The organism is Nocardia barduliensis, from assembly GCF_013315795.1.
GTDB classification, from domain to species: Bacteria; Actinomycetota; Actinomycetes; order Mycobacteriales; family Mycobacteriaceae; genus Nocardia; species Nocardia barduliensis.
This window is the reverse complement of the sequence record NZ_JABLTE010000018.1, coordinates 16825-42406: the sequence shown is the minus strand read 5'-3', so window position 1 is coordinate 42406 and position 25582 is coordinate 16825. Positions and strand designations below refer to the sequence as shown.

Below are 25582 nucleotides of genomic sequence, written 5' to 3'. Positions count from 1 at the left end.
GGCGCTACCCGGTATAGGTCGCGAGGAACAGCGCCTCGGCCAGCGCCATGTGCTCGATCTCCTTCGGATCGACGCTCTCGTTGGGCGCGTGGATGAGGCATTTCGGTTCCTCGACCCCGAGCAACATGATCTCCGCGTCCGGGTAGGTGGTGGCGAAGACGTTGCACAGCGGGATCGATCCGCCCTGTCCCTGAGTGGTCGCCGGGCGGCCGTAGGACGCGGCCAGAGCCGCCTCCATCGCGGCGCGCGCCGGTCCGCCGGTCGGGGAGCGGAAGGGCGCGCCGGTTCCTTCCAGTTCGACGGTCAGCGTCGCGTGCCACGGCGTGTGCGCCTCCAGATGCGCGACGAGCGCCCGATGCGCCTGCTCCGGGTCGGTGCCCGGCGGAACGCGCAGGTTGAGGCGGGCCCGCGCGATCGGCGGGATCGCGGCGGCGGATCCGACCACCGGGGGCGCGTCGATGCCGAGCACCGTCAGCGCCGGTCGCGCCCAGAGCATGTCGGCGACGGTGCCGTCGCCGACGAGGTCGACACCGCGCAGGACGCGCGCGTCGGCGTGGAACTGCTCGTTCGGATATTGCACACCGGTCCACACCTGATCGTTGGGCAGTCCGTCGATCGTGGTGTTGCCGCGCTCGTCGCGCAACGAGGCGAGCAGCCGGATCAACGCGGCAAGCGCGTCGGGGGCCGGGCCGCCGAACATCCCGGAATGCAGTGGCCCCGCCAGGGTTTCGACGGTGACCACCACGTTCACCCCGCCGCGCAACGTCTGCGTCAGCGTCGGCACGCCCGCGGCGAAGTTGCCGCAGTCGCCGACCACGATCGCGTCCGCACGCAGCAGGTCCGGGTTGGCTTCGACGAATCGCTCAAGTCCTCCGGTGCCCTGCTCCTCGGAGCCCTCCGCGACGACGGTGACGCCCAGCGGCAGGTCCGGCCCAAGCGCGCGCAGCGCCGTCAGGTGCATGACGATGTTGCCCTTGCAGTCCGCGCTGCCGCGGCCGTACCAGCGGCCGTCCCGCTCGGTCAGCTCCCACGGCGGGGTGCGCCATGCCGCCTCGTCCATCGGCGGCTGAACATCGTAGTGACAGTAGAGCAACACTGTCGGCGCGCCATCGGGAGCCGGCCGCGACGCGACGACGGCCTTGGTGCCGTCCGGCGTCTCGTGCAGACCCACCGCGGTCAGTCCGGCGGCGACGAACGCGTCGGCCACCCACTGCGCCGCCATGTCGCACTCCTCCAGCGGATACTGCCGCGGATCGGCCACCGAACGGAACGAAACAAGCTGCGCCAGATCAATTCTCGCCTGCTCCATCAACCCGGCCACGGCACCGCGCAATTCCGCTACCCGCACATCCTCCGCCATTCCCTCACCCTATCGCCCGCACCGCGAACGAAGTCCGCACCGCCGGGCGGGGCCGCGCGCCCGGCCGGCCGTCAGCGCGGAATCCGAGGTATGCGCGAACTGCGTCCGGTGGCGGGAAGGGTGTGCCAAGCTGGGGATCAAGGGTACTGGCAAACAGTTGGCATACTCCGCGTGCACGCCCGCGCACAAGTCGAACCGGGAGGCCGTTCTCATGTCCGAAGGAGCCGATGACCTGTTCGCCCTGCCGGGGCTCAGCCGGTCCGCGCCGCGGGCCGGATTTCCGGCGCACGAAATGTTCCCGCAGGTCGCCTACGAGATCGTGCACGACGAACTGATGCTCGACGGCGTCTCCAGGATGAACCTGGCCACCTTCTGCACCACGTGGGTGGACGACCAGGCGCGCAGGCTGATGTCCGAATGCCTCGACAAGAACATCGTCGACAAGGACGAGTATCCGCAAACGGCGGAATTGGAGCGCCGCGCCGTCCGGATGATCGCCGACCTGTGGCACGCGCCCGATCCGGCCACCACGCACGGCACCTCGACCATCGGGTCCAGCGAGGCGGCCATGCTCGGCGGCCTCGCGGCGAAGTTCCGCTGGCGCAAACGCGGCGGGGCCGGGACACCCAATTTCGTGTGCGGCCCCGTGCAGGTCTGTTGGGAGAAATTCGCAAGATATTTCGACGTCGAGATCCGGCAGATCCCGCTGCGCGGCGACCGGCTCACCATGCGCCCCGACGATCTCGCGGAACATTGCGACGCGAACACCATGATGGTCGTCCCCACGTTCGGCCAGACCTACACCGGCCTGTTCGAAGACGTCGCAGGCGTCAGCGCGGCGCTCGACGCGCTGGAGCGCGAGAAAGGCTGGGACATCCCGATCCATGTCGACGCGGCCAGCGGCGGCTTCCTCGCCCCCTTCACCGCTCCGGATCTGGTCTGGGACTTCCGGCTGCCCAGGGTGAAGTCGATCAACGCCTCGGGTCACAAGACCGGGCTGGCTCCGCTCGGCGCGGGCTGGGCGATCTGGCGCGACGCCGCCGACCTGCCCGAGGAGCTGATCTTCGACGTCGACTATCTCGGCGGCAGCATGGCCACCTTCAACCTGAACTTCTCCCGGCCCGGCGGGCAGGCGATCACCCAGTACTACGAATTCATCCGGTTGGGGCGCGCCGGCTACGCCAGGGTGCAGTCCGCGATCTATCGGGTGGCCCAGCACCTCGCCGCGGGGTTGCGCGGGCTCGAAGTCTTCGAGCTGATCCACGACGGTGACCCACAGCGTGGCATCACCGCGGTGTGCTGGCGGCTGACCGGTGACCCCGGCTTCAATCTCTACGACCTGTCCGACCGGCTGCGCTCCCGCGGCTGGCTGATCGCGGCGTATCCGCTGCCCGCAGACCGGGGCGACGAGACGGTCATGCGCGCGGTGCTGCGCCACGGCTTCACCGTCGACATGGCCGATCTGCTGATCGCCGATCTCGCCCGCTGCATGCGGCAGCTGCGGCAGCGGCCGTTCTCGACCTCGCTCACGCGGGAGGAGGCGGGCGGCTTCACGCACGACGCGACGCCTTCGGTCCCGCAGACGACGATCGCCGCGTCCCGGTCGTGACAGCGCCGCCGCCCGGCTACGCCATTCGCGGGCGGCGGCGCCGATCGGTCGCGCGAAAGCGGTCCCGACCGGCCGCGGGCGACGGTGCCGACCGCACCGCGCGCCGCGGCGTCAGTCATGCGGCTCGAAGGGACGGGAAGGGCTCCCAGCGGTAGGTGGTACCGGCTGCCCCGTGGTACTGCGCCAGATCTACCGCGTCGAGCATGGCCTGTCGCGGGCCGGAACGAGCCAGCTGGGCCGCGGACACGGCCAGCCGCAGCACCCCGCCGCGCCGGGCCGTGCGCGCGGCGCCCATGATCAAGGCCCGGCACCACCACGGCTCCGCGCGGAAACCCTCGCCGATGCCGTAGACCCTGGACTTCTGCGCCACATTGCGCTCCAGGTCGATGATCGAGGTGAGACCGAGCGCCAGCCGGAAACCGGCCTCGGGCAGCGCGGCGAGCGCGCCCGCCGAAGCGTCCCAGCGCGGCGCCGCGAACAGGCGGGTGCGCAGGTCGACCTGCTCCAGCACCCGGTCCGCCGCGGTCAAGCGCAGCCGCGCCTCGTGCCTGGGCAGCGCGGCGAACTCGGCGCGCCGCCGCTTGGTGGCCGCCTGGTCGTAGCCGTGCAACACGATGGCGTCACCGCGGGTTCGGCGCCCGCGCAGCCAGGCCTGCGTCGCCGGATCGTCGAGCAACCGGTATTTGCCCTTCAGCCGCGGCGCGACCAGCAGCGAGAGCGGCACGCCGCGCCGATCCATCTGCTCGGCGAACTCCATCGCCGCGTCCCGGGTGGTGTCCCTGATCCCGGAAATCGATACGATCAGCTCAGCGTTCATGAACCTACGGTGCCAGCCGCACATGTCCTCGACGTGCAGGCCGCGTGACCAGGTGGCGAACACTCCGTCACGCCTGCGCGGGGCGGCCACCCCGCGCGCGGCGCGCCGCGGCTACCCGCCCGCCACCGGCGGCGATCCGATCCGCTACGCGTCGGCGAGACCGACCGCGTCGAGCACCCACGCGTGCTCGAAGGCCACTTCCCGCCACTTCTCGTAGCGTCCGCTGACCCCGCCGTGGCCCGCGCTCATCTCGGTCTTCAGCAACAGCGGCGCGTCGCCGGTCGCGGTGGCGCGCAGCTTGGCGATCCACTTCGCGGGCTCGACGTACAGCACGCGGGTGTCGTTCAGGCTGGTGATGGCCAGGATCGCCGGGTAGTCCTTGGCCGCGACGTTCTCGTACGGCGAGTAGGACTTCATGTAGTCGTAGACGTCCTTGTCCGCCAGCGGGTTGCCCCACTCGTCCCACTCGATGACGGTCAGCGGGAGCGACGGGTCCAGGATCGAGGTGAGCGGGTCGACGAACGGCACGTTGGCCAGGATGCCCGCGAACAGCTCGGGAGCGAGGTTCGCCACCGCGCCGACCAGCAAGCCGCCCGCACTGCCGCCGTCGGCGATCATCCGGTCCGCGGCGGTGACCCCGGTGTCGATCAGATGCCGCGCCGCGGCCACGAAGTCGGTGAAGGTGTTCTTCTTGGTGAGCGTCTTGCCGTGCTCGTACCAGAGCCTGCCCATCTCGCCCCCGCCGCGCACGTGCGCGACCGCGAAGACCATGCCGCGGTCCAGCAGCGACAGGCGGGCGACCGAGAAGGCCGGGTCGATGCTCGCCTCGTAGGAGCCGTAACCGTAGAGCAGCAACGGTTTCGGCGCGTCGGCGGCCGTCGTCTTCTTCCGCACCAGCGAGATCGGGATCCGGGTGCCGTCCTCGGCGACCGCCCAGTCCCGGTGCTGTTCGTAGTCGTCCGCGTCGTAGCCGCCGAGCACCGGCTGCTCCTTGCGCAACAGCAGCTCGCCGGTGGCCGGGACGTAGTCGAACACCTGCATCGGCGTGATGAACGAGGTCAGCCCGATGCGCAGGGTCGGCTGTGCCCACTCCGGGTTGGAGCCGACACCGACCGCGAAGAGTTCCAAGTCGAAGTCGAGTTCGCGCCGCTCCCCGTAGCCCGACTCGGTCAGCGGCCACACCGCGATCCGAGTGAGCGCCTCGCGCCGATAGCTGAGCACCAGGTGGTCACGGAACGCGTCGATGTCCTCGAGGCGCACGTCGTCGCGATGCCCGATCAGCTGGGTCAGGTTCGACGGGTCGTCGACCGGAGCCTCGGCGAGCACGAAGTTCTCCGCCTTGACCCCGTCCACCACGTCGTTGTGCAGGATCAGGAACCGGTCCGCACCGCCGATCACGGCGTGCTCGGCGGAGTACTCGACGCCCTCGCGGCGCGGCAGCAGTACGCGGAACTCGCCCTCGGGATCGTCGGACTCCAGCACCCAGCCCTCGCTGGTGATCTTGGAACCGACCCAGATCATCAGGTATTTCTCCGAGCGGGTCGCGCCGATGCTCACCCAGTAGCGCTCGTCCGGCTCGTGGAAGACCTTGACGTCGGGATCGGCGCTGCCGAGCCGGTGCCGCCACACCGTGTCGGGCCGCCAGGACTCGTCGACGGTCTGATAGAAGACGTGGCTGCCGTCCAGCGACCAGGTCGCGCCGGGAGCGGTGCCCGCGATCTCGTCGCCGAGCAGTTCCCCGGTGCGCAGGTCCTTGAAGCGCAGCACGTATCGCTCGTCACCGACGTTGTCCACCGAGTAGGCGAGCAGGTTGCCGTCATGGCTGATCGAGAACGCGCCGAGCGCGAAGAAATCGTGACCCTCGGCCAGCTCGTTGCTGTCCAGCAGCACTTCTTCGCCGGGGACCTCGGTCTCGGCGTCGAGCTGCGGCGGGGTCCAGGCGTCGATGCCCGCGGCGCCAGGAGCGATCGGGCACCGGCAGTGCACGCCGTACTGCTTGCCCTCGAAGCTGCGCGAGTAGTACCAGTAGTCGCCGAGCCGGGTGGGTACCGAGAGGTCGGTCTCCTGGGTGCGCGCCTTGATCTCGTCGAAGATCGTCTCGCGCAACGTGCCCAAGTGCTCGGTCTGCGCCTCGGTGTAGGCGTTCTCCGCCTCCAGATAGGCGATGACGTCGGAATTCTCCTTCTCCCGCAGCCACTCGTACTCGTCGACGAAGACGTCGCCGTGGTGCACGCGCTCGCTGGGCACCGTCTTGGCGACCGGCGGCGCCACCGCGCCGCTACCGGGTTCGGAGATCGTTGAGCTGTCGAGAGCCATGGCGTCCACCCTACTGTTCGGCGGGCGCGCCGCCCGCAGCTCGGATGATGCCGTCGAGCACGTCGCCGGTCCGGCGCAGATCGCGCATCGCCTGGTCGATCCTGGCGCGTTCCTCGGTGAGCTTCTCCACCAGGAACGGCGTCGCGCGGGCGTTGGGGGTGCCGTCGACGTCGTGGATGCACGGCAGCAGTTCGCCGATCGTGTCGCTGTGCAGGCCCGCCGCGAACATCTCCTGGATACGCCGGACCCGGTCGACCGCCGCCTCCGGATACTCCCGCTGACCACCGGAGGTCCGCCGCGCGGCCAGCAGACCTTTCGACTCGTAGTACCGCAGCGACCGGACGCTCACGCCGGTTCGCTCGGCCAGTTCACCGATCCGCACATTCGCTCCTTGACCTAACATCAATGTCAGGTTTTACGGTACAGCCATGCTGCTGTTGACCGAATACCGCAACCACCCGCTCGACCTGCCCAACCGGATCGTTATGGCGCCGATGACCCGTCTGCGTTCACTGCCCGACGGCTCCCCGACCGGCGATGTCGCCGACTACTACGCCCAGCGCGCGACCGCCGGGCTCGTCGTCACCGAGGGCATCTGGCCGCATTCGACCGGCCAGAGCGAAGCCTGGGCGCCCGGATTGCAGACACCCGCCCACGTTGCGGCGTGGCGCCGGGTCACCGAGGCCGTGCACGCGCGCGGCGGGCGGATCTTCGCGCAGCTCATGCACGGCGGACGCAAGGGTCACCCGCTCGCGCGGATCGATGGGTCCTGGCCCGCCGGGCCGTCGGCGGTGCTGGACGACGACCGGGTGCATCTCATCGCAGGCGGCAAGGCCGATCCGATCACGCCCGCCGCGCTCGACCGCGCCGATATCGCCGCCACCGTGCGGCACTACGCCGACGCCGCCCGCAACGCCGTGGCGGCGGGCTTCGACGGGGTCGAGCTGCACGGCGCCAACAGCTATCTGCTGCACCAGTTCCTCGCCGACAACACCAACCTGCGCGACGACGAGTACGGCGGTTCGATCGTCAACCGGATGCGGCTGCCGCTGGCGGTGGTGGACGCGGTGACCGAAGCGATCGGCGCCGGCCGCACCGCCATCCGGCTCTCGCCGGGCAACCCGCAGTTCAACATGTTCGAGGCCGATCCGGCCCCGCTCTACCGCGCACTCGTCGCCGAACTCGACCGGCGCGACCTCGCCTACCTGCACCTCACCGACAACGACCGCTATCGGGCGCTGCACGACCTGCGGCCGCGGTGGCACGGCACGCTCATCGCGAACATCGGCGAGAACCGTGCGCCGACCTCCGCCGCGGGTGCGGAGGAGGTATTGCGGGCCGGGCTCGCCGACCTGGTCTCCTTCGGCAGGGCGTTCATCGCCAATCCCGATCTCGTGCACCGTATCCGGTACGACCTGCCGCTGGCGCCCATCCGCGAGGAGTTCCTGTACGGCCGTACCGCCGAGGGCTACAGCGACTATCCGAACTGGTCGTCAGCCGAATTGGTGCGCGACTAGCTCGTCGCCGCGGCGAGTCGGGCGATCCTCAGCGTCGATCCCGTCGCGCCGGGCTCCCTCTACCGCTGCGTGCCGGGCGCCTCGACTCCGGCGTCCGGCCCAGCGGAGAGCGGCGATACGAGGACTCAGTTCCCCAGCGCGCCGCGGATCGAGGCGGCGAGGTAGTCCAGATCCTCCCGCCGCGGACTGGTCGGACGCCCGCGCAGACCGAACCCGTCGCCCGGCGTACGCGGAATCACGTGCAGGTGCACGTGAAAGACCTCCTGCCCTGCCGTCACGCCGTCCGCCAGAAAGAAATTGACCCCGTCGCACCCGACCTCGCTGGCTCGCAACGCCGCCGCCAACCGCTGCCCCACCTGGAACAACTTCCCCCCGACGACCGGATCGAGTTCCGCAAGACTCCGCGCCGCCACCTTCGGCACCACCAGCAGGTGTCCCGGCGTCATCGGCCGAATATCCATGAACGCCACCACATCGTCGTCCTCGTAGACCTTGCTCGACGGCGCCCGGCCGGCGACGATGTCGGCGAAAATCGTGTACGGATTCACAAGCCGCAGCCTATGCGCTCATCGGTCGTGTTCGTGCCACGCAATCGCATAGCTCGAACGCAACGGGTGCGGTACGATCGAATCAGCTCCTGGCACTAGCTGGGAGAAGTGGACCCGGCTCCTCTCCGGACGGTGAGCAGTCGGGTTTCGCGCTATCTGGAGCGGCTGTCCACCTCCACGATGTCGCAGACCAAGGGCGCAACCAGCGGCCGCCACACTCCCCCTGCACCGAACGCCCACGCGACAGCGTCGGGCCACCACAGTCCTGGCTCGCTGTGCGGCGGAAGATGTACGTACGGCAGTTCTACCGACGCCTTACGAAGGACTGCGGCGATACAGTTGCGGTCTCGATGGTCCAAGCTCTCGCGAGACTCGATAACGAGCCGCTCAGCCTCGAGGTCCACCAGGTAGGTGACCAAGCGAGCCATGCACTCGTCGCAAACACGCACCTCGGCTCCTTTGCCGACAAAGACCGCAACGCGCACGCCTTCGCATCGGGCCATGGTGGCAAGGATTTGCCGACGCCGTTGATCTGGTTCCTTCGCGAAATGCCACCGCCGTTGTCCCGGCAGACACAAACTGCGGACGAGCGTTCGTGCATGGTCGAGTTGCCGAGCGGGAACGAGAGCAGCGCACAGTATGTAGCGGTCGCGGCGGATCGACTCGTCCACGAAGGCGTGAATGGGCACCGAGGGACAATACCGGCCGTAGGTCCTGCCGACGAGCGAATCCGCCGCGAAAGTCCTACTCCCGCTACAAGATCGGCGACGGCGTGTAGCGTGCCGCGTCCGGATGCTGGTCGACCAGTTTCTGCACCTGGCCGATGACGTCGGCCACCTGGGCATCGGCGGCGCCGACGAAGGCGGACTTGTCGGCGAGCGCGGCGTCGAGGGCGGGGCGGTCGAGCGGGAGGCGCGCGTCGGCGGCGAGACGGTCCAACAGGTCGGGTTCGCGGCCCTGCTCGCGCATGGCCAAGGCGACCGCGACGGCGTGCTCCTTGATGACCTCGTGCGCGGTCTCCCGGCCGACGCCGGCGCGGACAGCCGCCATGAGGATGCGCGTGGTGGCGAGGAACGGCAGGTACCGGTCGAGTTCGCGGGCGATCACGGCCGGGTAGGCGCCGAACTCGGCCAGGACGGTGAGGAAGGTCTCCATCATCCCGTCGATGGCGAAGAACGCGTCCGGCAGCGCGACGCGGCGGACCACCGAGCAGAACACGTCGCCCTCGTTCCACTGCGCACCCGCCAGCTCGGCCGCCATCGAGGCGTAACCGCGCAGCACCACCTGCAAGCCGTTGACCCGTTCACAGGAGCGGGTGTTCATCTTGTGCGGCATCGCCGAGCTGCCCACCTGCCCGGGCTGGAAACCCTCGGTGACCAGCTCGTGCCCGGCCATCAGCCGGATGGTGTGCGCGAACGAGGACGGGCCGGCGCCCACCTGCACCAGGGCGGAGAGCACGTCGTGGTCCAGCGAGCGCGGATAGACCTGGCCGACGCTGGTGAGCACGGTCGCGAAGCCCAGATGCCCGGCCACCTGCTGCTCCAGGCGGGCGAGCTTGGCCGAGTCGCCGCCGAGCAGGTCGAGCATGTCCTGCGCGGTGCCCATCGGCCCCTTGATCCCGCGCAGCGGATAACGATCGATGAGTTCGCGCAGCCGCGACAAGGCGATCAGCAGTTCGTCGGCCGCGGAGGCGAACCGTTTGCCGAGCGTGGTGGCCTGCGCCGCGACGTTGTGCGAGCGGCCCGCCATCACCAGCGCCTGGTATTCGGCGGCACGCTCGGCCAACCGCGCGGCGATCGCGACGCCGTGCGCGTGCACGTGCTCGAGCGAGAGCCGGATCTGCAACTGCTCCACGTTCTCGGTGAGGTCGCGGCTGGTCATGCCCTTGTGCACGTGCTCGTGCCCGGCCAGCGCGTTGAACTCCTCGATCCGCGCCTTCACGTCGTGCCGGGTGACCCGCTCGCGCTCGGCGATCGAGGCGAGGTCCACCTCGTCGAGCACGCGCTCGTAATCCGCGACGACGCCGTCGGGCACCGCTACGCCCAGCTGCGCCTGCGCCCGCAACACCTCCAGCCACAGCCGCCGCTCGAGCACGACCTTGTGCTCCGGCGACCACAGGTGCACCAGCTCGGGGCTGGCGTAACGGGTGGCGAGAACGTTGGGGACAAGACTCACGTCGGGTCAGTCTAGTGCCCGGTAGCGATCCACTTGCCCAGGCGTGGCGCGAACGGGGCCGTCGGTGGTCAGGTATGCCGCCGACTCCGGGCCCGCCCCCCGCGCCGGGGGCGCGACGATGTCGATCACCTCGAGCAGCGCGCCGCGGGCCATCCGCCGCGGTTCCGGGTCCATCTCGGTGAGCGCGGCGACCACCGCTCCGTCGACCACGGCGACCAGCCTGCGCAGCTGTTCGGGCCGCACCATGCGGTCCGACCGGCGCAGCACGTCGGCCAGCAGTTCGTCCAGCTGAGCGCGCAGCCGCAACTGGACCTCGCGCAATTCCGGGTGCCGCGCCGAGGCAACCGAGCGCTCGTAGCGGGCGATCAGCTGCCCGCGCGCGCCCTCGTCGGCCCCGTCGGCCCCGACCAGCAGGTCGAGCACGAGGTCGACGGTGGCCTCCGCGCCGCGGCGGCGGTGGCTCACCTCGCCGACCCGCCTGCGCATCGCGTCCAGCTCGGCGTTGCCGCTGAACTCGACCGCCCGCGCGATCAGGTCGTCAAGGGATTCGAAATAGTAGGTGGTCGACGCCAGGGGCAGATCGGCGCGCGTCGCGACCGAACGATGCCGCACCGCCTCGAATCCGCCTTCGAGCAGGAGTTCGGCAGCGGCGGCTATCAAAGCCTGGCGACGCCGTTCGCCTTTCGGGGTCGTCGCGGTGATCACCGTGCCATCGTGCCAGTCGTCATCAGTTCTTCCAGGGGAAATCAGCGAGGAAAAGCAACCATCGATGTTTTACCGCATCCGCGCGGCCAGGGTGCCGAACTGCGGAAAGTTCTTGCCCGGTAGGTGTTTCAATCCGCTAGATAGTGCCCTAGACGCAGCAGCGCCGCCTCGATGTCGGCGGTGGCTCCGGCGAAGGAGAAACGAACCGTGCGGTGTCCGTTGACGGTGTCGAAATCCACCCCGGGGGCGAGCGCGACGCCCGTGTGGTTCAGCACGTCGGCGCACCAGGCCCGGGAGTCGTCGGTGAGGTGGCCGATGTCGGCGTAGGCGTAGAAGGCGCCGTCGGCCGGGGCGAGGTCGCCGATGCCGAGTTCAGGCAGCCCGTCGAGCAGCAGCCGCCGGTTCACCGCGTACCGCCGGACGTGCCCGTCGAGTTCCTCCTTGGCCTCCGCCCCGAACGCGTGCAGCGCGGCGTACTGCGAAATGGCGGGTGGACACACGGTCAGGTTCGAGGCCAACCGCTGTAGCGCGGGCCGCAGGCCCGTCGGCACCAGCATCCAGCCCAGGCGCCAGCCGGTCATGGAGAAGTACTTGGAGACCGAGCCGATCACCACCGATTCCCGCGAGGTCTCCCACGCCGAGGAGGTGGCGCTGTCGGCGCCCGCGCTGTCGTAGGTGATGCCGTGGTAGATCTCGTCGGAGATCAGCAGGGTGCCGTGCTCCTCGCACCAGCGAGCCAGTGCGGCCAGCTCGGCCGGGGCGATCATGGTGCCGGTGGGATTGGCCGGGCTGGCCACGACCAGACCGGCGGGCGGTTCGGGGAGCGCGTCGAGCATCGCGACGGTGGGCTGGAACCTGGTCGCGGCGCCGCAGTCCAACTCCAGCACCCGGCAGCCGAGCGCGGCGAGCGTGTTGCGATAGGCCGGATAGCCGGGGCGCGCGACCACGACGGTGTCGCCCGGGTCGAAGGCGGCCAGGAAGATCAGCGAGAACGCGCCGGAGGAACCGGTCGTCACCACCACGTCGTCCGGCTCGACCTGGTAACCGTAGGTTTCCCGATGGTGTTCGGCGATCGCTTCCCGGATCGCGAGAATGCCGAAAGTCTCCGTGTAACCGAGCAATTCGGACTCGATGGCCAGCCGGGTCGCGCGCAGGACCGGCGCGGGCGCAGGCGTCGACGGCTGCCCGGCGGCGAGAACGAGCACATCTCCGTGGGTCCGGGCGCGTTCCGCGGCGGCTTTCCAGACATCCATCACGTAGAAAGGTGGAATGGTCGACCGGCGAGATTCTCTGGACACTCGACAGACGGTAGAGCACGCGCAACCGCACGGTCGCGGTTACGGTCTGCCCTGATGCTCGACAGGTCTCGACGAGACGGGCTCGACCGGGTGCGCGGAGTCGGCGGTATCGGCGTCATTCCGCGCGATTGGCGCGCGCGCTCGCCGCGCCGCGCCGAGCGGCGACTTCTCCGGCGTGGCGGCAAGCTCGATCCGCGCGTCCTGTGGGCACGCCGCCGTCGCCTGCGCGCCTGGTGGGAGCGTAAGCCCACCCCCCGCGACCTGTGGCGGCGCAAACCCACCGGCGAAGAGTTGCTGGCGCTGGCGCGCAAGCACCAGGTGCTCTTGGCCGGGCTCACCGCTACCGCGGTGTTCGCGGCGGGTGACGCGTCGTTCGCCGGGACGGTCACCGATCGCACGCCCGCGCCGGATCGCGCCCAGCGCGTCGCCGTCGCGTATCCGCTGCAAATGCAGAACACCCCGCCGTCGGTGACCCGGCTGCTGAACGCGATCGCCAACGGTGAGCGGCTGCGCGAGCAGGCGGTGGTCGCCGCGGCCGCGCGCGCGACGCTCGAACGCGCCAAGGCCGAGGCGGCCGCCGCCGTCGCGGGCGAGCGTCAGCCGTGGATGACCGGAACCGCGCCGGTGCAGCCGGGGGCGATCGCGCCGAGCGGCAGGGGCTTCGTCCTGCCCACCCGCGGGCTGTTCACCTCCGGCTTCGGGACCCGCTGGGGCACGTTCCACAACGGCATCGATATTGCTGGCCCGATCGGCACCCCGATCTACGCGGTCGCCGACGGCACGGTCATCGACGCCGGACCGGCGCAGGGCTTCGGGCTGTGGGTACGCATCCGTCACGACGACGGCAGCATCACCGTCTACGGGCACATGTACGACTTCTTCGTCTCGGTCGGCGAGCGGGTGCCCGCGGGCATGCAGATCGCTCGCATGGGCAACCGCGGCGATTCCACCGGCCCGCACCTGCACTTCGAGGTGATCGTCGGCGGACAGCACGTGGACCCGCAGCAGTGGCTGGCGCTGCGCGGACTCACGTTCGGCTGAGCCGCCGCGCGGCAGCGGAGACGATCCGCAGACCTGTGCCCGGATCGGCTCCCGAGGGCGGCAGCCGCCCGGTCGGATTTGCGTCGGCGTAGCGGATCGCGCGGACACTGCCGACCGGTCGCCGACGCTCCCGATCCGGCCGTTCGGCCATCGAGACGTGCGCCGATCGAACCGCCGGTCAGACCTCGATGCGACCTTCCACGGCAGCCAAGCCGATATCGGTGCGGTAGTGGCTGCCCGGCAGTTTGATCGCGGCGATGCGGTCGTAGGCGCGCGTGCGCGCCTCGACGAGGTCGGCGCCGACGCCGACCACGTTCAGCACCCGTCCGCCCGCGGAGATCAGCGCGCCGTCCTCGCGCTGCGCGGTGCCCGCGTGCAGGACCATCGCGTGCGCGTCGAACGCGCCCTCGCCCGCCCCCGAGATGGCGTCGCCGACACGCGGGCGGCCGGGGTAGTTCTCCGCGGCGAGGACCACCGTGATCGCCGATCCCTCACGCCAGCGCGGTGGTGCGACCTGCGCCAGCGTGCCGGTGGCGGTGGCGTGCAGCAGCTCACCGAGCGGGCTGTCGAGCAGCGCGAGCACCGCCTGCGTCTCGGGATCGCCGAAACGGCAATTGAATTCGACCACGGCGGGACCGGCCGCGCCGATCGCCAGCCCGGCGTAGAGCAGGCCGGAGAAACCGCTGTCGCGCCGCACCAGTTCGGCGGCAACGGGTTTCACCACGTCGTCCACGATCGCGGTGACGGTCGCCTCGGGCAGCCAGGGCAGCGGGGTGTAGGCGCCCATGCCGCCGGTGTTGGGGCCGGTGTCGCCGTCGCCGACGCGCTTGTGGTCCTGCGCGGGCAGGAGCGGAACCACCGTCTCCCCGTCCACCAGGCAGAACAGCGACACTTCTGGTCCGTCCAGGAACGATTCCAGCAGCACCGGGTGGCCCTGCTCGAGCAGTTCGGCGCCGTGCTCGCGCGCGGCGGAGCGGTCGGCGGTCACCACCACGCCCTTGCCCGCGGCCAGGCCGTCGTCCTTCACCACCCAGGTGGGACCGAAGCGGTCCAGCGCGTCGTCCAGCTCGGCCGGGTTGTCCACCACCTCGCTGTGCGCGGTGCGCACGCCCGCGGCGGCCATCACATCCTTGGCGAAGGCCTTGGAGCCCTCGATCCGGGCGGCCGCGGCCGACGGGCCGAAACAGGCGATACCGGCCACGCGCACCGCGTCGGCCACGCCGAGCACCAGCGGCACCTCGGGACCGATCACCACCAGGTCGGCGTCCACCTCGGTGGCGAGCGCGACCACGTCCTCGGCGGCGCACGGGTCGACCGGCCGCACCTGCGCGTGCTGGGCGATCCCGGCGTTGCCGGGGGCGGCGAAGAGCGCGGTCACCGCGGGGTCCCGGCGCAGCGCCAGGACGAGGGCATGTTCACGGGCTCCGGAACCGATGACGAGTACACGCACGGCAGACAGCCTAAACGAGCCGTTCCGCGTCTTCGCCGCTGCCGGTGCGCGCGAAGGGGATGATGAATGGGGACAACGAATGTGGGCGCATCGGGCCCGCTTTCTTTCCGGCATGCGCGGGGGCGTGAGCGCTCTTGCCACTGGAGCACCGAAGGATGTGCTGACAAATGGGTCTGATCGACGGACTGATGGGAAACGCCGGCCGGATCGATCCGGGGCAGGCACAACAGGAGTACGCCAAACTCCTCGGCAACGGTGAACAGGTCTACGCCGCGTACTTGCTGGTCCGCGACGCGATGCTGTTCACGAACCGCCGCCTGATCCTGATCGACAAGCAGGGCGTCACCGGCCGCAAGGTGAGCTACCACAGCGTTCCCTATCGCGCGATCACCCATTTCTCGGTGGAGACCGCGGGCACCTTCGATCTGGACGCCGAGCTGGCCATCTGGATCGCCGGCACCGCCGAGCCGCTGCTGAAGCGGTTCAACCGGCAGGTGGACATCTACGAGGTCCAGGGCATTTTGTCGCACTTCGTCGCGGTGTAGCGCGGGCCGGTCCGGCGCCTCGGCGCAGCGGCCGGTCTACGCTGCGGAACATGGCTTCTGTCTTCAGCGCGATCATCGCCGGTCAGATCCCGGGCCGTTTCGTCTGGGAGGACGACGAGTCCGTCGGGTTTCTCACCATCGCCCCGGTCACCCCTGGTCACACGCTCGTGGTGCCCCGCAAGGAGATCGACCACTGGCAGGACGTCGACGGCGACACCTTCGCCAGGCTGACCGCCGTCGCCCAGAAGATCGGCCAGGCCGTGTGCGCGGCATGGGACGCCCCGCGGGCCGGTCTGCTGATCGCTGGCATGGAGGTGCCGCACCTGCACTTGCACGTGTTCCCGGCCTTCTCCCTGGGTAATTTCGACATCTCCGGCGCCGACCCGAATCCGAGCCCCGAATCCCTGGACGAGGCGCAGGCCAAGATCAAGCAGGCGCTGCGCGACCTCGGCTACGGCGCCAACGTCCCCGACTGAACCGCGTTCGGCGCGACGGAAGGTCCGGCCACAGCGTGGTCGGACCTTCCGTCTTCTTCCGTCAGCCCTGCGCGTCGCGCAGCGGAGTGTCCACCCCGCCGACCGCGACGGTCGCCAGCGTCTGGGCCGGCGTCCAGAAGATGCGGCCGTGCTCGTAATCCTGATAGGCGCCGGTGTCCCAGGGGATCTCGTCGCTCATCGGCCAGCCCAGCGGCCCGTTCTGGTAACCCGAGCGGTTCCATCGGTCGCGGATCGCGCCGTGCACCCAGAAGACATCAGCGCTCGATTGCCTCCGATAGAGCGCGCCGCCCTGGAAGCCTTGCACCTCACCCGCCGGTTGGCCGTCCGGCCCCGGCAGAACGGCGCGACCGGTGATCGGGTAGCCGAGCGGACCGGCCTCCCAGCCCAGTGCCTCGAACTTCCGCCACAGCGTCTCCGGGATGGCGTGCGCGCCGGTGTCCGGATGCCAATAGATGTAGCCGTGCTCGAATTGGGCGAAGCGCCCCGCACCGTCGGGCGTGGCGATCTCACCCTGCGTGATCCGGTTGCCCAGCCAAGGATTCGCGGCCGCGCAATCGTTGATCGCGTTCGGCTCCGACCCGCCCGGGTCGCCCGTGGCGAAAGCTCGCACGTCGTCGGCGAACACGTCCCAGGGGAAATTCGGTCCCACGTCGGTGTGCGTGCCGATGCCGAGACACTCGGTGACGTACTTGTGGTCGGAGATTCCTTGACGGCGCTGGTAAGGCGGCGCGATGACGTGCGTGTCGAACCTGTATTTGCGCGCGTCCTGCACCGCGAGCCAGGCCGCGATGCGGATGTCGTCGCGGATGCGCAGCCACTCGGTACGGCTCCATGCGGCACGACTGCCCGCGAAGCAGAGGTTGATCGTGAACGGGTTCGCGTCCAGCACCGACCAGCTGGCCAGATCGGTGTCGACCACGTCGACCACCACGCGGTCGCGGACGGTGTAGTGGTAACTCACGCCGTTCGCCGGATTGTTGAGATAGTTGGCCAGGCTCTCGGCCGTTCCGTTGCCTTCCTGGGTGTGCAGCAGGAAGTTCTCGATGCGCGCACCGTGCCGGCTCGACGCGGAGTTGCCCATTCGTTCCAGTTCGACGTATTCCGGTTTCTGCACTGCTCCCCCTGGATTCGAAGCGGCCTTCGACCACTGGCCGTAGTCGTCGGCGAGGACTTTGTTGACGTCCACCACCACACCGGCGACCTGGTCGCGATCGATGCGGATCTGATGGATGTGCGCGGCCGGATGGTCGCCGTTGATCGAGGAGTCGCCGGACCAGTTGTGCTGCCAGAACCAAGTGGCGACGCCGTCCTCGAGCGCCCATTCGATGCATCGGGCGTTGCCGTACATGCCGGTCCATTCCAACCCGACGACCGATGCCCAGCCCCGCAGGAATGGCGCGATGAGCGAATTCCACTCGGCAAGGGAAGGATTCGCGTCGACCGGGGCATACAGCGGACGGAAGCCGGGTCCGCCTGCCGCGAAGTGGTAATCGAGCGCGATCCGCGCATGATGCACGCCCGCGTCGTAACCGCCTTTCCAGTCCGACGTCTCACCTTTGCCGTACTGGTAGTTGGTCACTATTTCGAGCCCGATGGCACGCAATCGGTCGCAGTATTCCCGCCGCAGCGGTTTCGCACCGAAGTTCGTGCCAGGACGGGAATCGCTGAAGTAGCCTATGACGCCCGCGTATCCGGCGTCCTTGATCGCTTGCGGCTCGATGAGTGCGGCGGAGAAGTCGATCAGCTCGGTCATCGCACACCCCCCTGAATCGTACGAGCCCGCGTATCGGTCGAAGGCAACGCGTTGTATTCGTACATCTCAGCAACTTTCGGCAGATGAAGATCCCGACACCGTTGATTTTCCCGAATATGCGCGAAGTATGCCAGTATGTTTCATTCGTAGCCCATCCGCTGTTTGCGCGTGACCTGACCAGGCGCATCGCGAGATCTGTTTGCGCACACCAGACCGAAAACGGACTCGTAGCCGAAAACATGCTCGTCGGTCGGTAATTAGATCTGCTGAGCATTCGCTATGACCAAGGACAAACTGGTCGTCCGCTTCGCTCAGCCATTCCATCCGGATCTGAACGACAAATCGTCCGAGGCTTCCAACGAATTCGAACCGGACACCTCGGTCGCACTATTCACGGACGTCGATGACAGTTGTAGTCCACCCGGCCGAGCCGGGACGGACATCACCGAATCGGGGAACGGACGTCAGCCGGTCGCACGGCGCTCGGGGATGAGGCCAAGATCGGATATCAAGCGTCAGCGCTCATGTCCGGGTCGACGCGGCGCAGCGCTGATGCCAACCATTCGGACCGGCGGTGCTCGGCCGGCATCGCACTCAGCCCGTGAGTTGCTTCCTCGACTGCTTCTGCTGTGCGTCCCAGCAGCGACAGGACGCCCCCACGCTGCACAGCGCCGAACCCAGAACTCCACCAATACATCGACGCGGGGGGTTCGATGCCATCCGCAGCTTCTGCCGCCGCGTCGGCCATTGCCAGCGCGCGTTGCGCTTCCCGCGCCTCCCCATGTGCGGCCAACAGCTCAGCCCGCCGCATTCGCCCGTAGGCTTTGACAGTCGGGTGCGCGTCCCGCACCGCCAGCGCGGCATCCGATAGGGCGACGACCTCCCCGTGATTCCCCGCACTCATAGTCACGTAACCGAGGAAACCTAGGCTGTGCGCAAGCCGGTCCGGGTCGCGGGACTCCTCCGCCAGACTCACCGCCGCGCCGAGGCTACGCCGGGCGGTGCCATCAGCGCCGATCGCGTGCTCCAGCCATCCGCGGTACTGCGTGACCTCCGACGCGAGAGCGGCCGCTTCGTTCCGTGCCGTGCGCGCCTCACGGGCGAACGCCTCGGTCATGGCGGATATGCCACGCACCGCCGGAAGTACTGTCACAGCCCCGGCGACGTCCTCGATCCGACGCGTGGCCGCCAACATCACCGCAACGTCGGACAAGGCGGCAGTGTCCACGCTGGCCGGTGTTCGCGCTACCGCCGTAAGCCTCCCGAGATCCGCGCCCAACACCCTTTCATAGGCGGCGACGACACCGGCGGGTACCGGTCGTTGTCCGGTCTCGATCAGCGAGAGGTAAGTCTTGCCGTAGTAGGTCCGCTCGGCCATCCCGCGAAGCGAAATACCCACCGCCTCGCGAGCGGCGCGCAGCACCGCACCGGGTTCCATACAGACCACGGTAGCGCGGGTGTGGACGCCTGCGGACGCGTATTCAGGTCAGCTTCAACCCAATTCGGTCGATGCTCGAGTTGGCCTCGGCGCCGGGTCGATGCCACCCCGAATGGGCGACCCCCGGCGCCGGGTGCCTGCCAACCAAACTACAACGCGCCGAAGGGTCACCGAATGACCGGAGAACTCGCAATCGTCCTGATAGTCATCGCCGCTGTCGGTGGCCTGCTGATCCTGCTGTTCTGGGTTCTTCCGTGGCTACTCGAACTCGGCGACGAGCCGGACGAGTCGGTCCCCGCGCGGGAGATCTTCGCGCGGCTGGAGGACGAGCAGCGATGACGCGGCGTTCCTGGGTGGAGGACTACTGCGAAGACGGCAATGTGCCCGTCGATGACGAGCACGCGCAGGGGCTGATGAAGCTGCACGCGAGCTGCACACCGCCATGTCCGCGGAAGCTGGTCGCTGAGCGCTATCTCCGTGAGCGCGGCGCGGGGAACGAAGCCACGGCAAGGGAGCGCGACGGGTGACTTCGCCCCTTATCGGCACGGCTTCTACCACTGAGTTCGAGCCGTACAGCGGCTGAGAAAGAGCCCCCTGTCAGGATTGAACTGACGACCGCTCGCTTACAACATCGGGCACGGCCTCTACCACTGAGCTTCAGACGCGCAGCGGCTGAGAAAGAGCCCCCTGTCAGGATTGAACTGACGACCGCTCGCTTACAAGGCGAGTGCTCTACCACTGAGCTAAGGAGGCGGGAAAGCGGTTGTCATCATAACCGGGCGCGCCGTCTGTGTGACAAACGGAATTCGCGTTCGGCGACAAACGCGACCGTACCGGCCCGACAACCGCTTTCGAGTGAAGCGAGATCGAGCATTGCTCGTTAGCGGTCCGCTCAGGTCCGAGCGACCGTCCCGCCCACGACGAAGTCGTCAGCGGCGGTCGCTCGGACGCGAGACACGACGGGACCACGAACCTGCCGCGCCGGGAGCGCGGCACGCGGCGGACCGATCAGGACTGGGCGCCCTGACGGGCCGCGTCGTCCGCGGCCATGGCGTCGCGCAGGCTCTTCGGACGCATGTCGGTCCAGTTCTTCTCCACGTACTCGACACAGGCGGCGCGGCTGTCCTCACCGAACACGACTCGCCATCCGGCTGGAACCTCCGCGAAGGCCGGCCACAGGGAGTGCTGTTCCTCGTCGTTGACCAGGACGAAGAAGCGGCCGTCTTCATCATCAAAGGGGTTGGTGCTCAATTTCACCTCACTGGATACTGGCGCTATGTACGGGATCGCTCCTGGTTCACACGGTGCCGGGTTGCTGCCAACCCCTGGCGCCGAGAGACCCGAGCGTTGTTTCGACACTAGCAAGCAAGACGTTACGCCTGGGCAGTTACCTATGCTGTCGCCTCGCCGACGCGCAATCAGCCGGCGAAGAAGTCGAGCAGAATCTTGTTGACCGCCTCCGGCCGTTCCAAATACCCGAAATGCCCCGCGTCCGGAACCTCCTGGTACCGCGCGCCCGGAATCACCTCGGCGATCTCCCTGGACAGATACGGCGGAATCATCCGGTCGTCGGCGAAACCGATCGAAAGACAGGGCACGCGGATCGCCCGATAGGCCTGCACCCGGTCGAAGTCGTGGTCCATCCGCCGCTGCGCCCGGATGCCCGGCGGAACCGGCCCGCCGGTGAACTCGAACAGGTCGAGCCAGTCGCGCGCGGCGTTCGGCTCGGCCATGGTCGCGGGCGAGAGGTTCATGACCGCGGTGATCGCCGCCTCGTATTTCGGCGGCAGTTTCACCCCGGCCGCGTCGAGCTCGTGTTCGCCGAGCGACAGCGTCTTCTGGAACTGGTCGAGCCGCCCGTGTCCGGCCATGAACACCGCCTTGCGCACCAGCTCGGGGCGGGCCAGCGCCAGCTCCTGCGCCACGCGCGCCCCCATCGACGTCCCCACCACCAGCGCGGGTCCCTCGTCCAGGAACTCGATCAGGGCGGCGGTGTCGGCGGCCAGCTCGTCGATGGTCATGCCGGAGGCCGCCTCGAAGGACGGCGCGATCCCGCGGTTGTCGAACGTGCACACCCGGTAACCGGCCGCGACCAGGGCAGGGACCTGGTGCAGTTCCCACACCCGGCCGGGACTGCCGGTGCCCATGATCATGACGACGAGCGGCGCGGAGCCCTTGGCACGGTCACCCTTCACCTGATAGTTGAGGGAAATTCCGTTCACCGTGGCCAGCGGCATGTCGACCCTTTCGTGGAGTTGGTGCTGCTCCCCCACGGTATAGGGACCGCAGGGGTCGGCGCACCGACCGGGGTGCCCTGGCGGCGCGTGCCGCGCTTCGGCCAACGCCCCGGCAGGCGCACCTTCCAGCGTCGCATACCATTGGGTTTTCGCAGGGTAAGAGCGCACTAAGCCGGGAGGACTTGACGATGGCCGCGAAGGGCAGCGCGAACGACATTGCGGACGACGATCTGGAACCGCTTGCCGACGAAACCGCGCGTCAGGCTCAGCGGGTGGTCGCGGCCTACGCCGAGGACGCCGACGAATGCCGGATGTTGTTGTCCATGCTGGGTATTGGACCGAGCGCTCGAGGCGAATAGCCTCGTTCTCGACGCCAACGGCGACGTCGACTCGACTCCAGCGGGATACAGCAACGCGCAAAGGATGCGTGAGTGGACCAGATGAACCCGTCCGACGACTCCGTACACGCCAGAGAAACCTCGACTGCCGGCACCACGACGGAAACCACCGGCTCCGGTGCTGGCTCCGGTTTCGTCGTCGTCGCCAATCGGCTCCCGGTCGACCTCGAACGACTGCCCGACGGCAGCACCAGGTGGAAGCGCAGCCCCGGCGGTCTGGTGACCGCCCTGGAATCGGTCCTCCGTAACAACAAAGGCGGCTGGGTCGGCTGGGCGGGTGTCCCGGACGTGGACGTCGATCCCATCATCGAGGACGGCCTCGAGCTGCATCCGGTCCCGCTGTCGGCGCAAGAGGTGGCCGACTACTACGAGGGCTTCTCCAACGGCACCCTGTGGCCGCTCTACCACGACGTGATCGTGCGGCCGGTCTACGACCGCAAGTGGTGGAGCGCGTACGTCACCGTGAACCGGCGCTTCGCCGAGGCCACCGCCAAGGTCGCCGCCGAGGGCGCGACCGTGTGGGTGCAGGACTACCAGCTCCAACTGGTGCCGAAGATGCTGCGCATGCTGCGCCCGGACCTGACCATCGGGTTCTTCCTGCACATCCCGTTCCCGCCGGTCGAGCTGTTCATGCAGATGCCGTGGCGGACCGAGATCGTGGAGGGCCTGCTCGGCGCCGACCTCATCGGCTTCCACCTGCCCGGCGGCGCGCAGAACTTCCTCTACCTGGCCCGCAGGCTGGCCGGCCAGCCGACCTCACGCGGCTCGGTCGGCGTGCGCTCCAAGCTCGGCGTCGTCCAGGTGGGGTTCCGTACCGTGCGGGTCGGCGCGTTCCCGATCTCCATCGCCTCCGCCGAGATGGACGAGCACTCCAGGCGCAGGTCGGTGCGCGAGCGCGCCGCCAAGATCCGGGCCGAACTGGGCAACCCGAAGACCATCCTGCTCGGCGTGGACCGGCTGGACTACACCAAGGGCATCGACATCCGGCTCAACGCGCTGGAGGAATTGCTCATCGAGGGCCGGGTCGACCCCACCGACACCGTCATGATCCAGCTGGCCACCCCGAGCCGCGAGCGCGTCGAGAGCTACATCCAGATGCGCGGCGACATCGAACGCCAGGTCGGCCGGATCAACGGCGAGTTCGCCCGGGTCGGTTATCCGGTGGTGCACTACCTGCACCGCCCGATCCCGCGCGACGAGCTGATCGCGTTCTTCGTGGCCGCCGACGTCATGCTGGTGACGCCGCTGCGCGACGGCATGAACCTGGTAGCCAAGGAGTACGTCGCCTGTCACAGCGGGCTCAACGGCGCCTTGGTGCTGAGCGAGTTCACCGGCGCGGCGGCCGAGCTGCGGCAGGCGTACCTGTGCAACCCGCACGACCTCGACGACGTGAAGGACGCCATCGTCGCCGCGCTGGAGGACGAGCGCGACGTCAAGCGCAGGCGGATGCGCTCGCTGCGCAGGCAGGTGCTGGCCCACGACGTGGATCGCTGGGCGCGGGCCTTCCTCGACGCCTTGGCGCAGGACCAGGTCGCGGGCAGCGCGCTGCTGACCGACGACGACGTCTACCCCGAGGACCGCGACCCACGCTGAATCGCTCGTTCACAGGAACCACCCAGCTTCGGTCCAGGAACTTCGCAGGCACGTGCCGGACCATGAAGCCATGAGTGGTGGGTCCGTGCAGCAGACACCCGAAGCCAGGGTCCTGGTGGTCGACGACGAGCCGATGATCGTCGAGCTGCTCGCGGTGAGCCTGCGCTACCAGGGCTTCGAGGTGGACACCGCGGCCGACGGCGCGCAGGCGCTGGACAAGGCGCGCAGCTTCCGTCCCCAGGCCCTCATCGTGGACGTGATGATGCCAGGCATGGACGGATTCGGCCTGCTACGCCGGTTGCGCGCCGACGGGGTGGACGCGCCCGTGCTGTTCCTGACCGCGCGCGACGACGTGCAGGACAAGATCACCGGCCTCACCCTCGGGGCCGACGACTACGTCACCAAACCGTTCAGCCTGGAAGAAGTGGTGGCCCGGCTGCGGGTCATCCTGCGGCGTGCCGGTCACGCGCCCGTGAAGCGGGAGAGTTCGCGTCTGCGCTTCGAGGACATCGAGCTCGACGACGACACCCACGAGGTATGGAAGGCGGGCGAGCCGGTCGCGCTGTCGCCCACCGAGTTCACGCTGCTGCGCTATTTCATGGTCAACGCGGGCACCGTGCTGAGCAAACCGCGCATCCTCGACCACGTGTGGCGCTACGACTTCGGCGGCGAGGTCGGCGTGGTGGAGACCTACGTGTCCTACCTGCGCAAGAAGGTCGACACGGGCGACACCCGGCTGATCCACACGTTGCGCGGCGTCGGCTACGTGATGCGCGCGCCCCATCGCAAGAGCGGTTCATGAGCCCGGGCCGGCTCGTCACGGCGCGCGCGAAGATCTCCGGCCTGCTGTCCGCGGTCCCGCTGCGGGTGACGCTGATGGTTCTGCTGGTGCTCACCGCAGGGCTCGGCCTGCTCGTCTCCGGCATGGTGGTCACCTCGGCCCTGGACCAGCAGCTCACCGACCGCACCGACCAGCAGTTGCGCCAAGGCGCGATGGAATGGTCGCGGCGCGGACCACCGCCGCCGGTGCTGGCGCCCGACCCACGCCACGCCCCGAGCCAGTTCTACGTGCGCTCGGTGCGCACCGAGGGGCGCACGTTCCTTCTGCGGGCCTTCGGCGTCGACGACGCCGAACCCGATCTGCCGTCCACGCCGCGAACGGGTCCGTACACCGTCGGGTCCGTGGGCGGAGGACCGGTCCAGTGGCGAGCGCTGACCGTGCGCACGCCGGACGGCACCACGACGGTGGCTTTGCCGCTCACCCAGAACACCGACACCGTGCACCGGCTGGTGATGCTGGAGCTGATCGTCGGGGCGATCGTGCTGGCCGTGCTCGCGGTGATCGCGTACTTCGTGGTGCGGCGCAGTCTGCGGCCGCTGCGCCGGGTGGAGAGCACCGCCGCGGCCATCGCCCGCGGCGACCTGCACCGCCGCGTGCCGGTGCGCGGCACGAACACCGAGGTCGACCGACTGTCCAGGTCACTGAACGGGATGCTGGCGCAGATCCAGCGCGCGTTCACCAAGACCGCCGCGTCCGAGGAGGCGGCGCGCCGGTCCGAGGAACGCATGCGTCGTTTCGTCGCCGACGCCAGCCACGAACTGCGCACCCCGTTGACGACGATCCGAGGCTTCGCCGAACTGTATCGCCAGGGCGCCACGGACGATCCCGCCACGTTCATGGACCGCATCGAGCGCGAATCCCGGCGCATGGGTGTGCTCGTGGAAGACCTGCTGATGCTCGCACGGCTGGACGCCCAGCGCCCGCTGGAACTGGGCCCGGTGGACCTCCTCGCCGTCGCCAGCGATGCAGTGCACAACGCGCGGGCCGTGGTCGCCGCCGGGCACACCGACGGCCCTGTCCGCACCGTCGAGCTGAGCATCGAGCCGGGCGAGGGGACGCTCGAGGTGGTCGGCGACGAAGCACGGCTGCGCCAAATCCTGGGCAATCTGCTGAACAACGCCGTCACCCACACCGCGCCCGACGCGAAGGTGACGGTGCGGCTGATGCCCGGCCCCGAGCACGTCCTGCTGGAGGTGGCCGACACCGGGCCGGGTCTGCCGCCGCAGGACGCCGAACGCGTCTTCGAGCGTTTCTATCGCGCCGATACCTCCCGCGCGCGAGCCAGCGGCGGCACCGGACTCGGCTTGTCCATCGTGCAGGCGCTGGTCACCGCACACGGCGGCGAGGTCGGCGTACGCAGCTCGACCGAGGCCGGGACGACGTTCACGGTGCGGCTGCCGCGCAAGCCGTCCACGAAGTCCTAGCGTCTCCGCCAGGCCGCGCC

The 25582-nt window shown here is 69.0% G+C and carries 25 protein-coding genes and 1 tRNA gene; 11 read left to right on the top strand and 15 right to left on the bottom strand.

Annotated features, from left to right (window positions below; translation table 11 throughout):
• Positions 1 to 4: 4 nt before the first annotated feature.
• Positions 5 to 1360: a dipeptidase gene (locus HOV91_RS10635; RefSeq protein WP_174185288.1), complete on the bottom strand. Its 1356-nt coding sequence runs from the start codon at positions 1358 to 1360 to the stop codon at positions 5 to 7.
• A gap of 211 nt (positions 1361 to 1571) precedes the next feature.
• On the opposite strand from HOV91_RS10635, the gene gad reads away from it, so the two are divergent.
• Positions 1572 to 2969, top strand: a complete 1398-nt coding sequence (gad, locus tag HOV91_RS10630) for a glutamate decarboxylase (protein ID WP_174185287.1) — start codon at positions 1572 to 1574, stop codon at positions 2967 to 2969.
• A 115-nt stretch (positions 2970 to 3084) separates the two neighbouring features.
• On the opposite strand, the gene HOV91_RS10625 is transcribed toward gad, so the two are convergent.
• From HOV91_RS10625 to HOV91_RS10615, 3 genes are all read right to left on the bottom strand, one after another.
• On the bottom strand, positions 3085 to 3786 hold the full coding sequence (locus tag HOV91_RS10625; RefSeq protein ID WP_174185286.1) for a DUF2334 domain-containing protein: 702 nt from the start codon (positions 3784 to 3786) through the stop codon (positions 3085 to 3087).
• Between the two features lie 144 nt (positions 3787 to 3930).
• On the bottom strand, positions 3931 to 6102 hold the full coding sequence (locus tag HOV91_RS10620; protein ID WP_174185285.1) for a S9 family peptidase: 2172 nt from the start codon (positions 6100 to 6102) through the stop codon (positions 3931 to 3933).
• Between the two features lie 10 nt (positions 6103 to 6112).
• Positions 6113 to 6484: a MerR family transcriptional regulator gene (locus tag HOV91_RS10615; RefSeq protein ID WP_174185284.1), complete on the bottom strand. Its 372-nt coding sequence runs from the start codon at positions 6482 to 6484 to the stop codon at positions 6113 to 6115.
• 46 nt (positions 6485 to 6530) lie between these two features.
• Here HOV91_RS10615 and HOV91_RS10610 point away from each other — a divergent pair, with 46 nt between their 5' ends.
• Entirely contained in the window at positions 6531 to 7619 is a 1089-nt protein-coding gene (locus HOV91_RS10610; protein ID WP_174185283.1) for an alkene reductase, read from the top strand.
• Between the two features lie 125 nt (positions 7620 to 7744).
• On the opposite strand, the gene HOV91_RS10605 is transcribed toward HOV91_RS10610, so the two are convergent.
• From HOV91_RS10605 to HOV91_RS10585, 5 genes are all read right to left on the bottom strand, one after another.
• On the bottom strand, positions 7745 to 8167 hold the full coding sequence (locus tag HOV91_RS10605) for an HIT family protein (protein WP_174185282.1): 423 nt from the start codon (positions 8165 to 8167) through the stop codon (positions 7745 to 7747).
• Positions 8168 to 8319: 152 nt separating this feature from the next.
• Positions 8320 to 8856, bottom strand: a complete 537-nt coding sequence (locus tag HOV91_RS10600; protein ID WP_174185281.1) for a hypothetical protein — start codon at positions 8854 to 8856, stop codon at positions 8320 to 8322.
• Positions 8857 to 8920: 64 nt separating this feature from the next.
• Positions 8921 to 10342 carry an adenylosuccinate lyase gene (purB, locus tag HOV91_RS10595; protein ID WP_174185280.1) on the bottom strand — a complete coding sequence of 474 codons (1422 nt, stop codon included), beginning with the start codon at positions 10340 to 10342 and terminating at the stop codon, positions 8921 to 8923.
• A gap of 6 nt (positions 10343 to 10348) precedes the next feature.
• Positions 10349 to 11047 (bottom strand): TetR/AcrR family transcriptional regulator, encoded by a 699-nt coding sequence (locus tag HOV91_RS10590; RefSeq protein ID WP_312884553.1) that lies wholly within the window; start codon positions 11045 to 11047, stop codon positions 10349 to 10351.
• 128 nt (positions 11048 to 11175) lie between these two features.
• On the bottom strand, positions 11176 to 12345 hold the full coding sequence (locus HOV91_RS10585) for a pyridoxal phosphate-dependent aminotransferase (RefSeq protein ID WP_174185279.1): 1170 nt from the start codon (positions 12343 to 12345) through the stop codon (positions 11176 to 11178).
• A 54-nt stretch (positions 12346 to 12399) separates the two neighbouring features.
• Here HOV91_RS10585 and HOV91_RS10580 point away from each other — a divergent pair, with 54 nt between their 5' ends.
• Entirely contained in the window at positions 12400 to 13386 is a 987-nt protein-coding gene (locus HOV91_RS10580) for a M23 family metallopeptidase (RefSeq protein WP_174185278.1), read from the top strand.
• Between the two features lie 178 nt (positions 13387 to 13564).
• Here the strand turns inward: HOV91_RS10580 and purD are convergent, their stop codons facing one another.
• Complete coding sequence (gene purD, locus HOV91_RS10575; RefSeq protein ID WP_174185277.1) at positions 13565 to 14836, bottom strand: phosphoribosylamine--glycine ligase; 1272 nt, start codon at positions 14834 to 14836, stop codon at positions 13565 to 13567.
• 167 nt (positions 14837 to 15003) lie between these two features.
• On the opposite strand from purD, the gene HOV91_RS10570 reads away from it, so the two are divergent.
• Both HOV91_RS10570 and HOV91_RS10565 read left to right on the top strand, forming a co-directional pair.
• Positions 15004 to 15381, top strand: a complete 378-nt coding sequence (locus tag HOV91_RS10570) for a PH domain-containing protein (protein WP_043718981.1) — start codon at positions 15004 to 15006, stop codon at positions 15379 to 15381.
• A gap of 50 nt (positions 15382 to 15431) precedes the next feature.
• Positions 15432 to 15857 (top strand): HIT family protein, encoded by a 426-nt coding sequence (locus tag HOV91_RS10565; RefSeq protein ID WP_174185276.1) that lies wholly within the window; start codon positions 15432 to 15434, stop codon positions 15855 to 15857.
• 61 nt (positions 15858 to 15918) lie between these two features.
• On the opposite strand, the gene HOV91_RS10560 is transcribed toward HOV91_RS10565, so the two are convergent.
• Positions 15919 to 17631 carry a glycoside hydrolase domain-containing protein gene (locus HOV91_RS10560; protein ID WP_174185275.1) on the bottom strand — a complete coding sequence of 571 codons (1713 nt, stop codon included), beginning with the start codon at positions 17629 to 17631 and terminating at the stop codon, positions 15919 to 15921.
• Positions 17632 to 18139: 508 nt separating this feature from the next.
• Positions 18140 to 19069: a helix-turn-helix domain-containing protein gene (locus tag HOV91_RS10555; RefSeq protein WP_174185274.1), complete on the bottom strand. Its 930-nt coding sequence runs from the start codon at positions 19067 to 19069 to the stop codon at positions 18140 to 18142.
• A gap of 174 nt (positions 19070 to 19243) precedes the next feature.
• On the opposite strand from HOV91_RS10555, the gene HOV91_RS10550 reads away from it, so the two are divergent.
• Positions 19244 to 19408: a hypothetical protein gene (locus HOV91_RS10550; RefSeq protein WP_174185273.1), complete on the top strand. Its 165-nt coding sequence runs from the start codon at positions 19244 to 19246 to the stop codon at positions 19406 to 19408.
• Positions 19405 to 19596, top strand: a complete 192-nt coding sequence (locus HOV91_RS10545; RefSeq protein WP_174185272.1) for a hypothetical protein — start codon at positions 19405 to 19407, stop codon at positions 19594 to 19596. Before HOV91_RS10550 ends, HOV91_RS10545 begins: the two co-directional genes overlap by 4 nt.
• A gap of 154 nt (positions 19597 to 19750) precedes the next feature.
• Here the strand turns inward: HOV91_RS10545 and HOV91_RS10540 are convergent.
• The 3 genes from HOV91_RS10540 to HOV91_RS10530 all read right to left on the bottom strand — a co-directional run bounded on the left by HOV91_RS10540 (position 19751) and on the right by HOV91_RS10530 (position 21306).
• Positions 19751 to 19822 (bottom strand) — tRNA-Thr (locus HOV91_RS10540).
• A gap of 255 nt (positions 19823 to 20077) precedes the next feature.
• Complete coding sequence (locus HOV91_RS10535) at positions 20078 to 20320, bottom strand: MbtH family protein (protein ID WP_011207082.1); 243 nt, start codon at positions 20318 to 20320, stop codon at positions 20078 to 20080.
• A gap of 167 nt (positions 20321 to 20487) precedes the next feature.
• Positions 20488 to 21306 carry an alpha/beta fold hydrolase gene (locus HOV91_RS10530; RefSeq protein ID WP_174185271.1) on the bottom strand — a complete coding sequence of 273 codons (819 nt, stop codon included), beginning with the start codon at positions 21304 to 21306 and terminating at the stop codon, positions 20488 to 20490.
• A 188-nt stretch (positions 21307 to 21494) separates the two neighbouring features.
• Here HOV91_RS10530 and HOV91_RS10525 point away from each other — a divergent pair, with 188 nt between their 5' ends.
• The 4 genes from HOV91_RS10525 (at position 21495) to HOV91_RS10510 (ending at position 25562) form a co-directional block, all read left to right on the top strand.
• Positions 21495 to 21665: a hypothetical protein gene (locus HOV91_RS10525; RefSeq protein WP_169333842.1), complete on the top strand. Its 171-nt coding sequence runs from the start codon at positions 21495 to 21497 to the stop codon at positions 21663 to 21665.
• 81 nt (positions 21666 to 21746) lie between these two features.
• Positions 21747 to 23297 carry an alpha,alpha-trehalose-phosphate synthase (UDP-forming) gene (locus HOV91_RS10520; RefSeq protein ID WP_174185324.1) on the top strand — a complete coding sequence of 517 codons (1551 nt, stop codon included), beginning with the start codon at positions 21747 to 21749 and terminating at the stop codon, positions 23295 to 23297.
• 70 nt (positions 23298 to 23367) lie between these two features.
• Complete coding sequence (locus HOV91_RS10515; protein ID WP_174185270.1) at positions 23368 to 24099, top strand: response regulator transcription factor; 732 nt, start codon at positions 23368 to 23370, stop codon at positions 24097 to 24099.
• Positions 24096 to 25562, top strand: a complete 1467-nt coding sequence (locus tag HOV91_RS10510; protein ID WP_174185269.1) for a sensor histidine kinase — start codon at positions 24096 to 24098, stop codon at positions 25560 to 25562. The genes HOV91_RS10515 and HOV91_RS10510 overlap by 4 nt, the downstream gene beginning before the upstream one ends.
• Positions 25563 to 25582: the final 20 nt, after the last annotated feature.

What these genes read in the sequence shown, in the direction of transcription:
- HOV91_RS10635 (WP_174185288.1), bottom strand. Translation starts at nt 1,360, where the DNA reads ATGGCGGAGGATGTGCGGGTAGCGGAATTGCGCGGTGCCGTGGCCGGG.
- gad (WP_174185287.1), top strand. Translation starts at nt 1,572, where the DNA reads ATGTCCGAAGGAGCCGATGACCTGTTCGCCCTGCCGGGGCTCAGCCGG.
- HOV91_RS10625 (WP_174185286.1), bottom strand. Translation starts at nt 3,786, where the DNA reads ATGAACGCTGAGCTGATCGTATCGATTTCCGGGATCAGGGACACCACC.
- HOV91_RS10620 (WP_174185285.1), bottom strand. Translation starts at nt 6,102, where the DNA reads ATGGCTCTCGACAGCTCAACGATCTCCGAACCCGGTAGCGGCGCGGTG.
- HOV91_RS10610 (WP_174185283.1), top strand. Translation starts at nt 6,531, where the DNA reads ATGCTGCTGTTGACCGAATACCGCAACCACCCGCTCGACCTGCCCAAC.
- HOV91_RS10580 (WP_174185278.1), top strand. Translation starts at nt 12,400, where the DNA reads ATGCTCGACAGGTCTCGACGAGACGGGCTCGACCGGGTGCGCGGAGTC.
- HOV91_RS10570 (WP_043718981.1), top strand. Translation starts at nt 15,004, where the DNA reads ATGGGTCTGATCGACGGACTGATGGGAAACGCCGGCCGGATCGATCCG.
- HOV91_RS10565 (WP_174185276.1), top strand. Translation starts at nt 15,432, where the DNA reads ATGGCTTCTGTCTTCAGCGCGATCATCGCCGGTCAGATCCCGGGCCGT.
- HOV91_RS10560 (WP_174185275.1), bottom strand. Translation starts at nt 17,631, where the DNA reads ATGACCGAGCTGATCGACTTCTCCGCCGCACTCATCGAGCCGCAAGCG.
- HOV91_RS10555 (WP_174185274.1), bottom strand. Translation starts at nt 19,069, where the DNA reads ATGGAACCCGGTGCGGTGCTGCGCGCCGCTCGCGAGGCGGTGGGTATT.
- HOV91_RS10550 (WP_174185273.1), top strand. Translation starts at nt 19,244, where the DNA reads ATGACCGGAGAACTCGCAATCGTCCTGATAGTCATCGCCGCTGTCGGT.
- HOV91_RS10545 (WP_174185272.1), top strand. Translation starts at nt 19,405, where the DNA reads ATGACGCGGCGTTCCTGGGTGGAGGACTACTGCGAAGACGGCAATGTG.
- HOV91_RS10530 (WP_174185271.1), bottom strand. Translation starts at nt 21,306, where the DNA reads ATGCCGCTGGCCACGGTGAACGGAATTTCCCTCAACTATCAGGTGAAG.
- HOV91_RS10525 (WP_169333842.1), top strand. Translation starts at nt 21,495, where the DNA reads ATGGCCGCGAAGGGCAGCGCGAACGACATTGCGGACGACGATCTGGAA.
- HOV91_RS10520 (WP_174185324.1), top strand. Translation starts at nt 21,747, where the DNA reads ATGAACCCGTCCGACGACTCCGTACACGCCAGAGAAACCTCGACTGCC.
- HOV91_RS10515 (WP_174185270.1), top strand. Translation starts at nt 23,368, where the DNA reads ATGAGTGGTGGGTCCGTGCAGCAGACACCCGAAGCCAGGGTCCTGGTG.
- HOV91_RS10510 (WP_174185269.1), top strand. Translation starts at nt 24,096, where the DNA reads ATGAGCCCGGGCCGGCTCGTCACGGCGCGCGCGAAGATCTCCGGCCTG.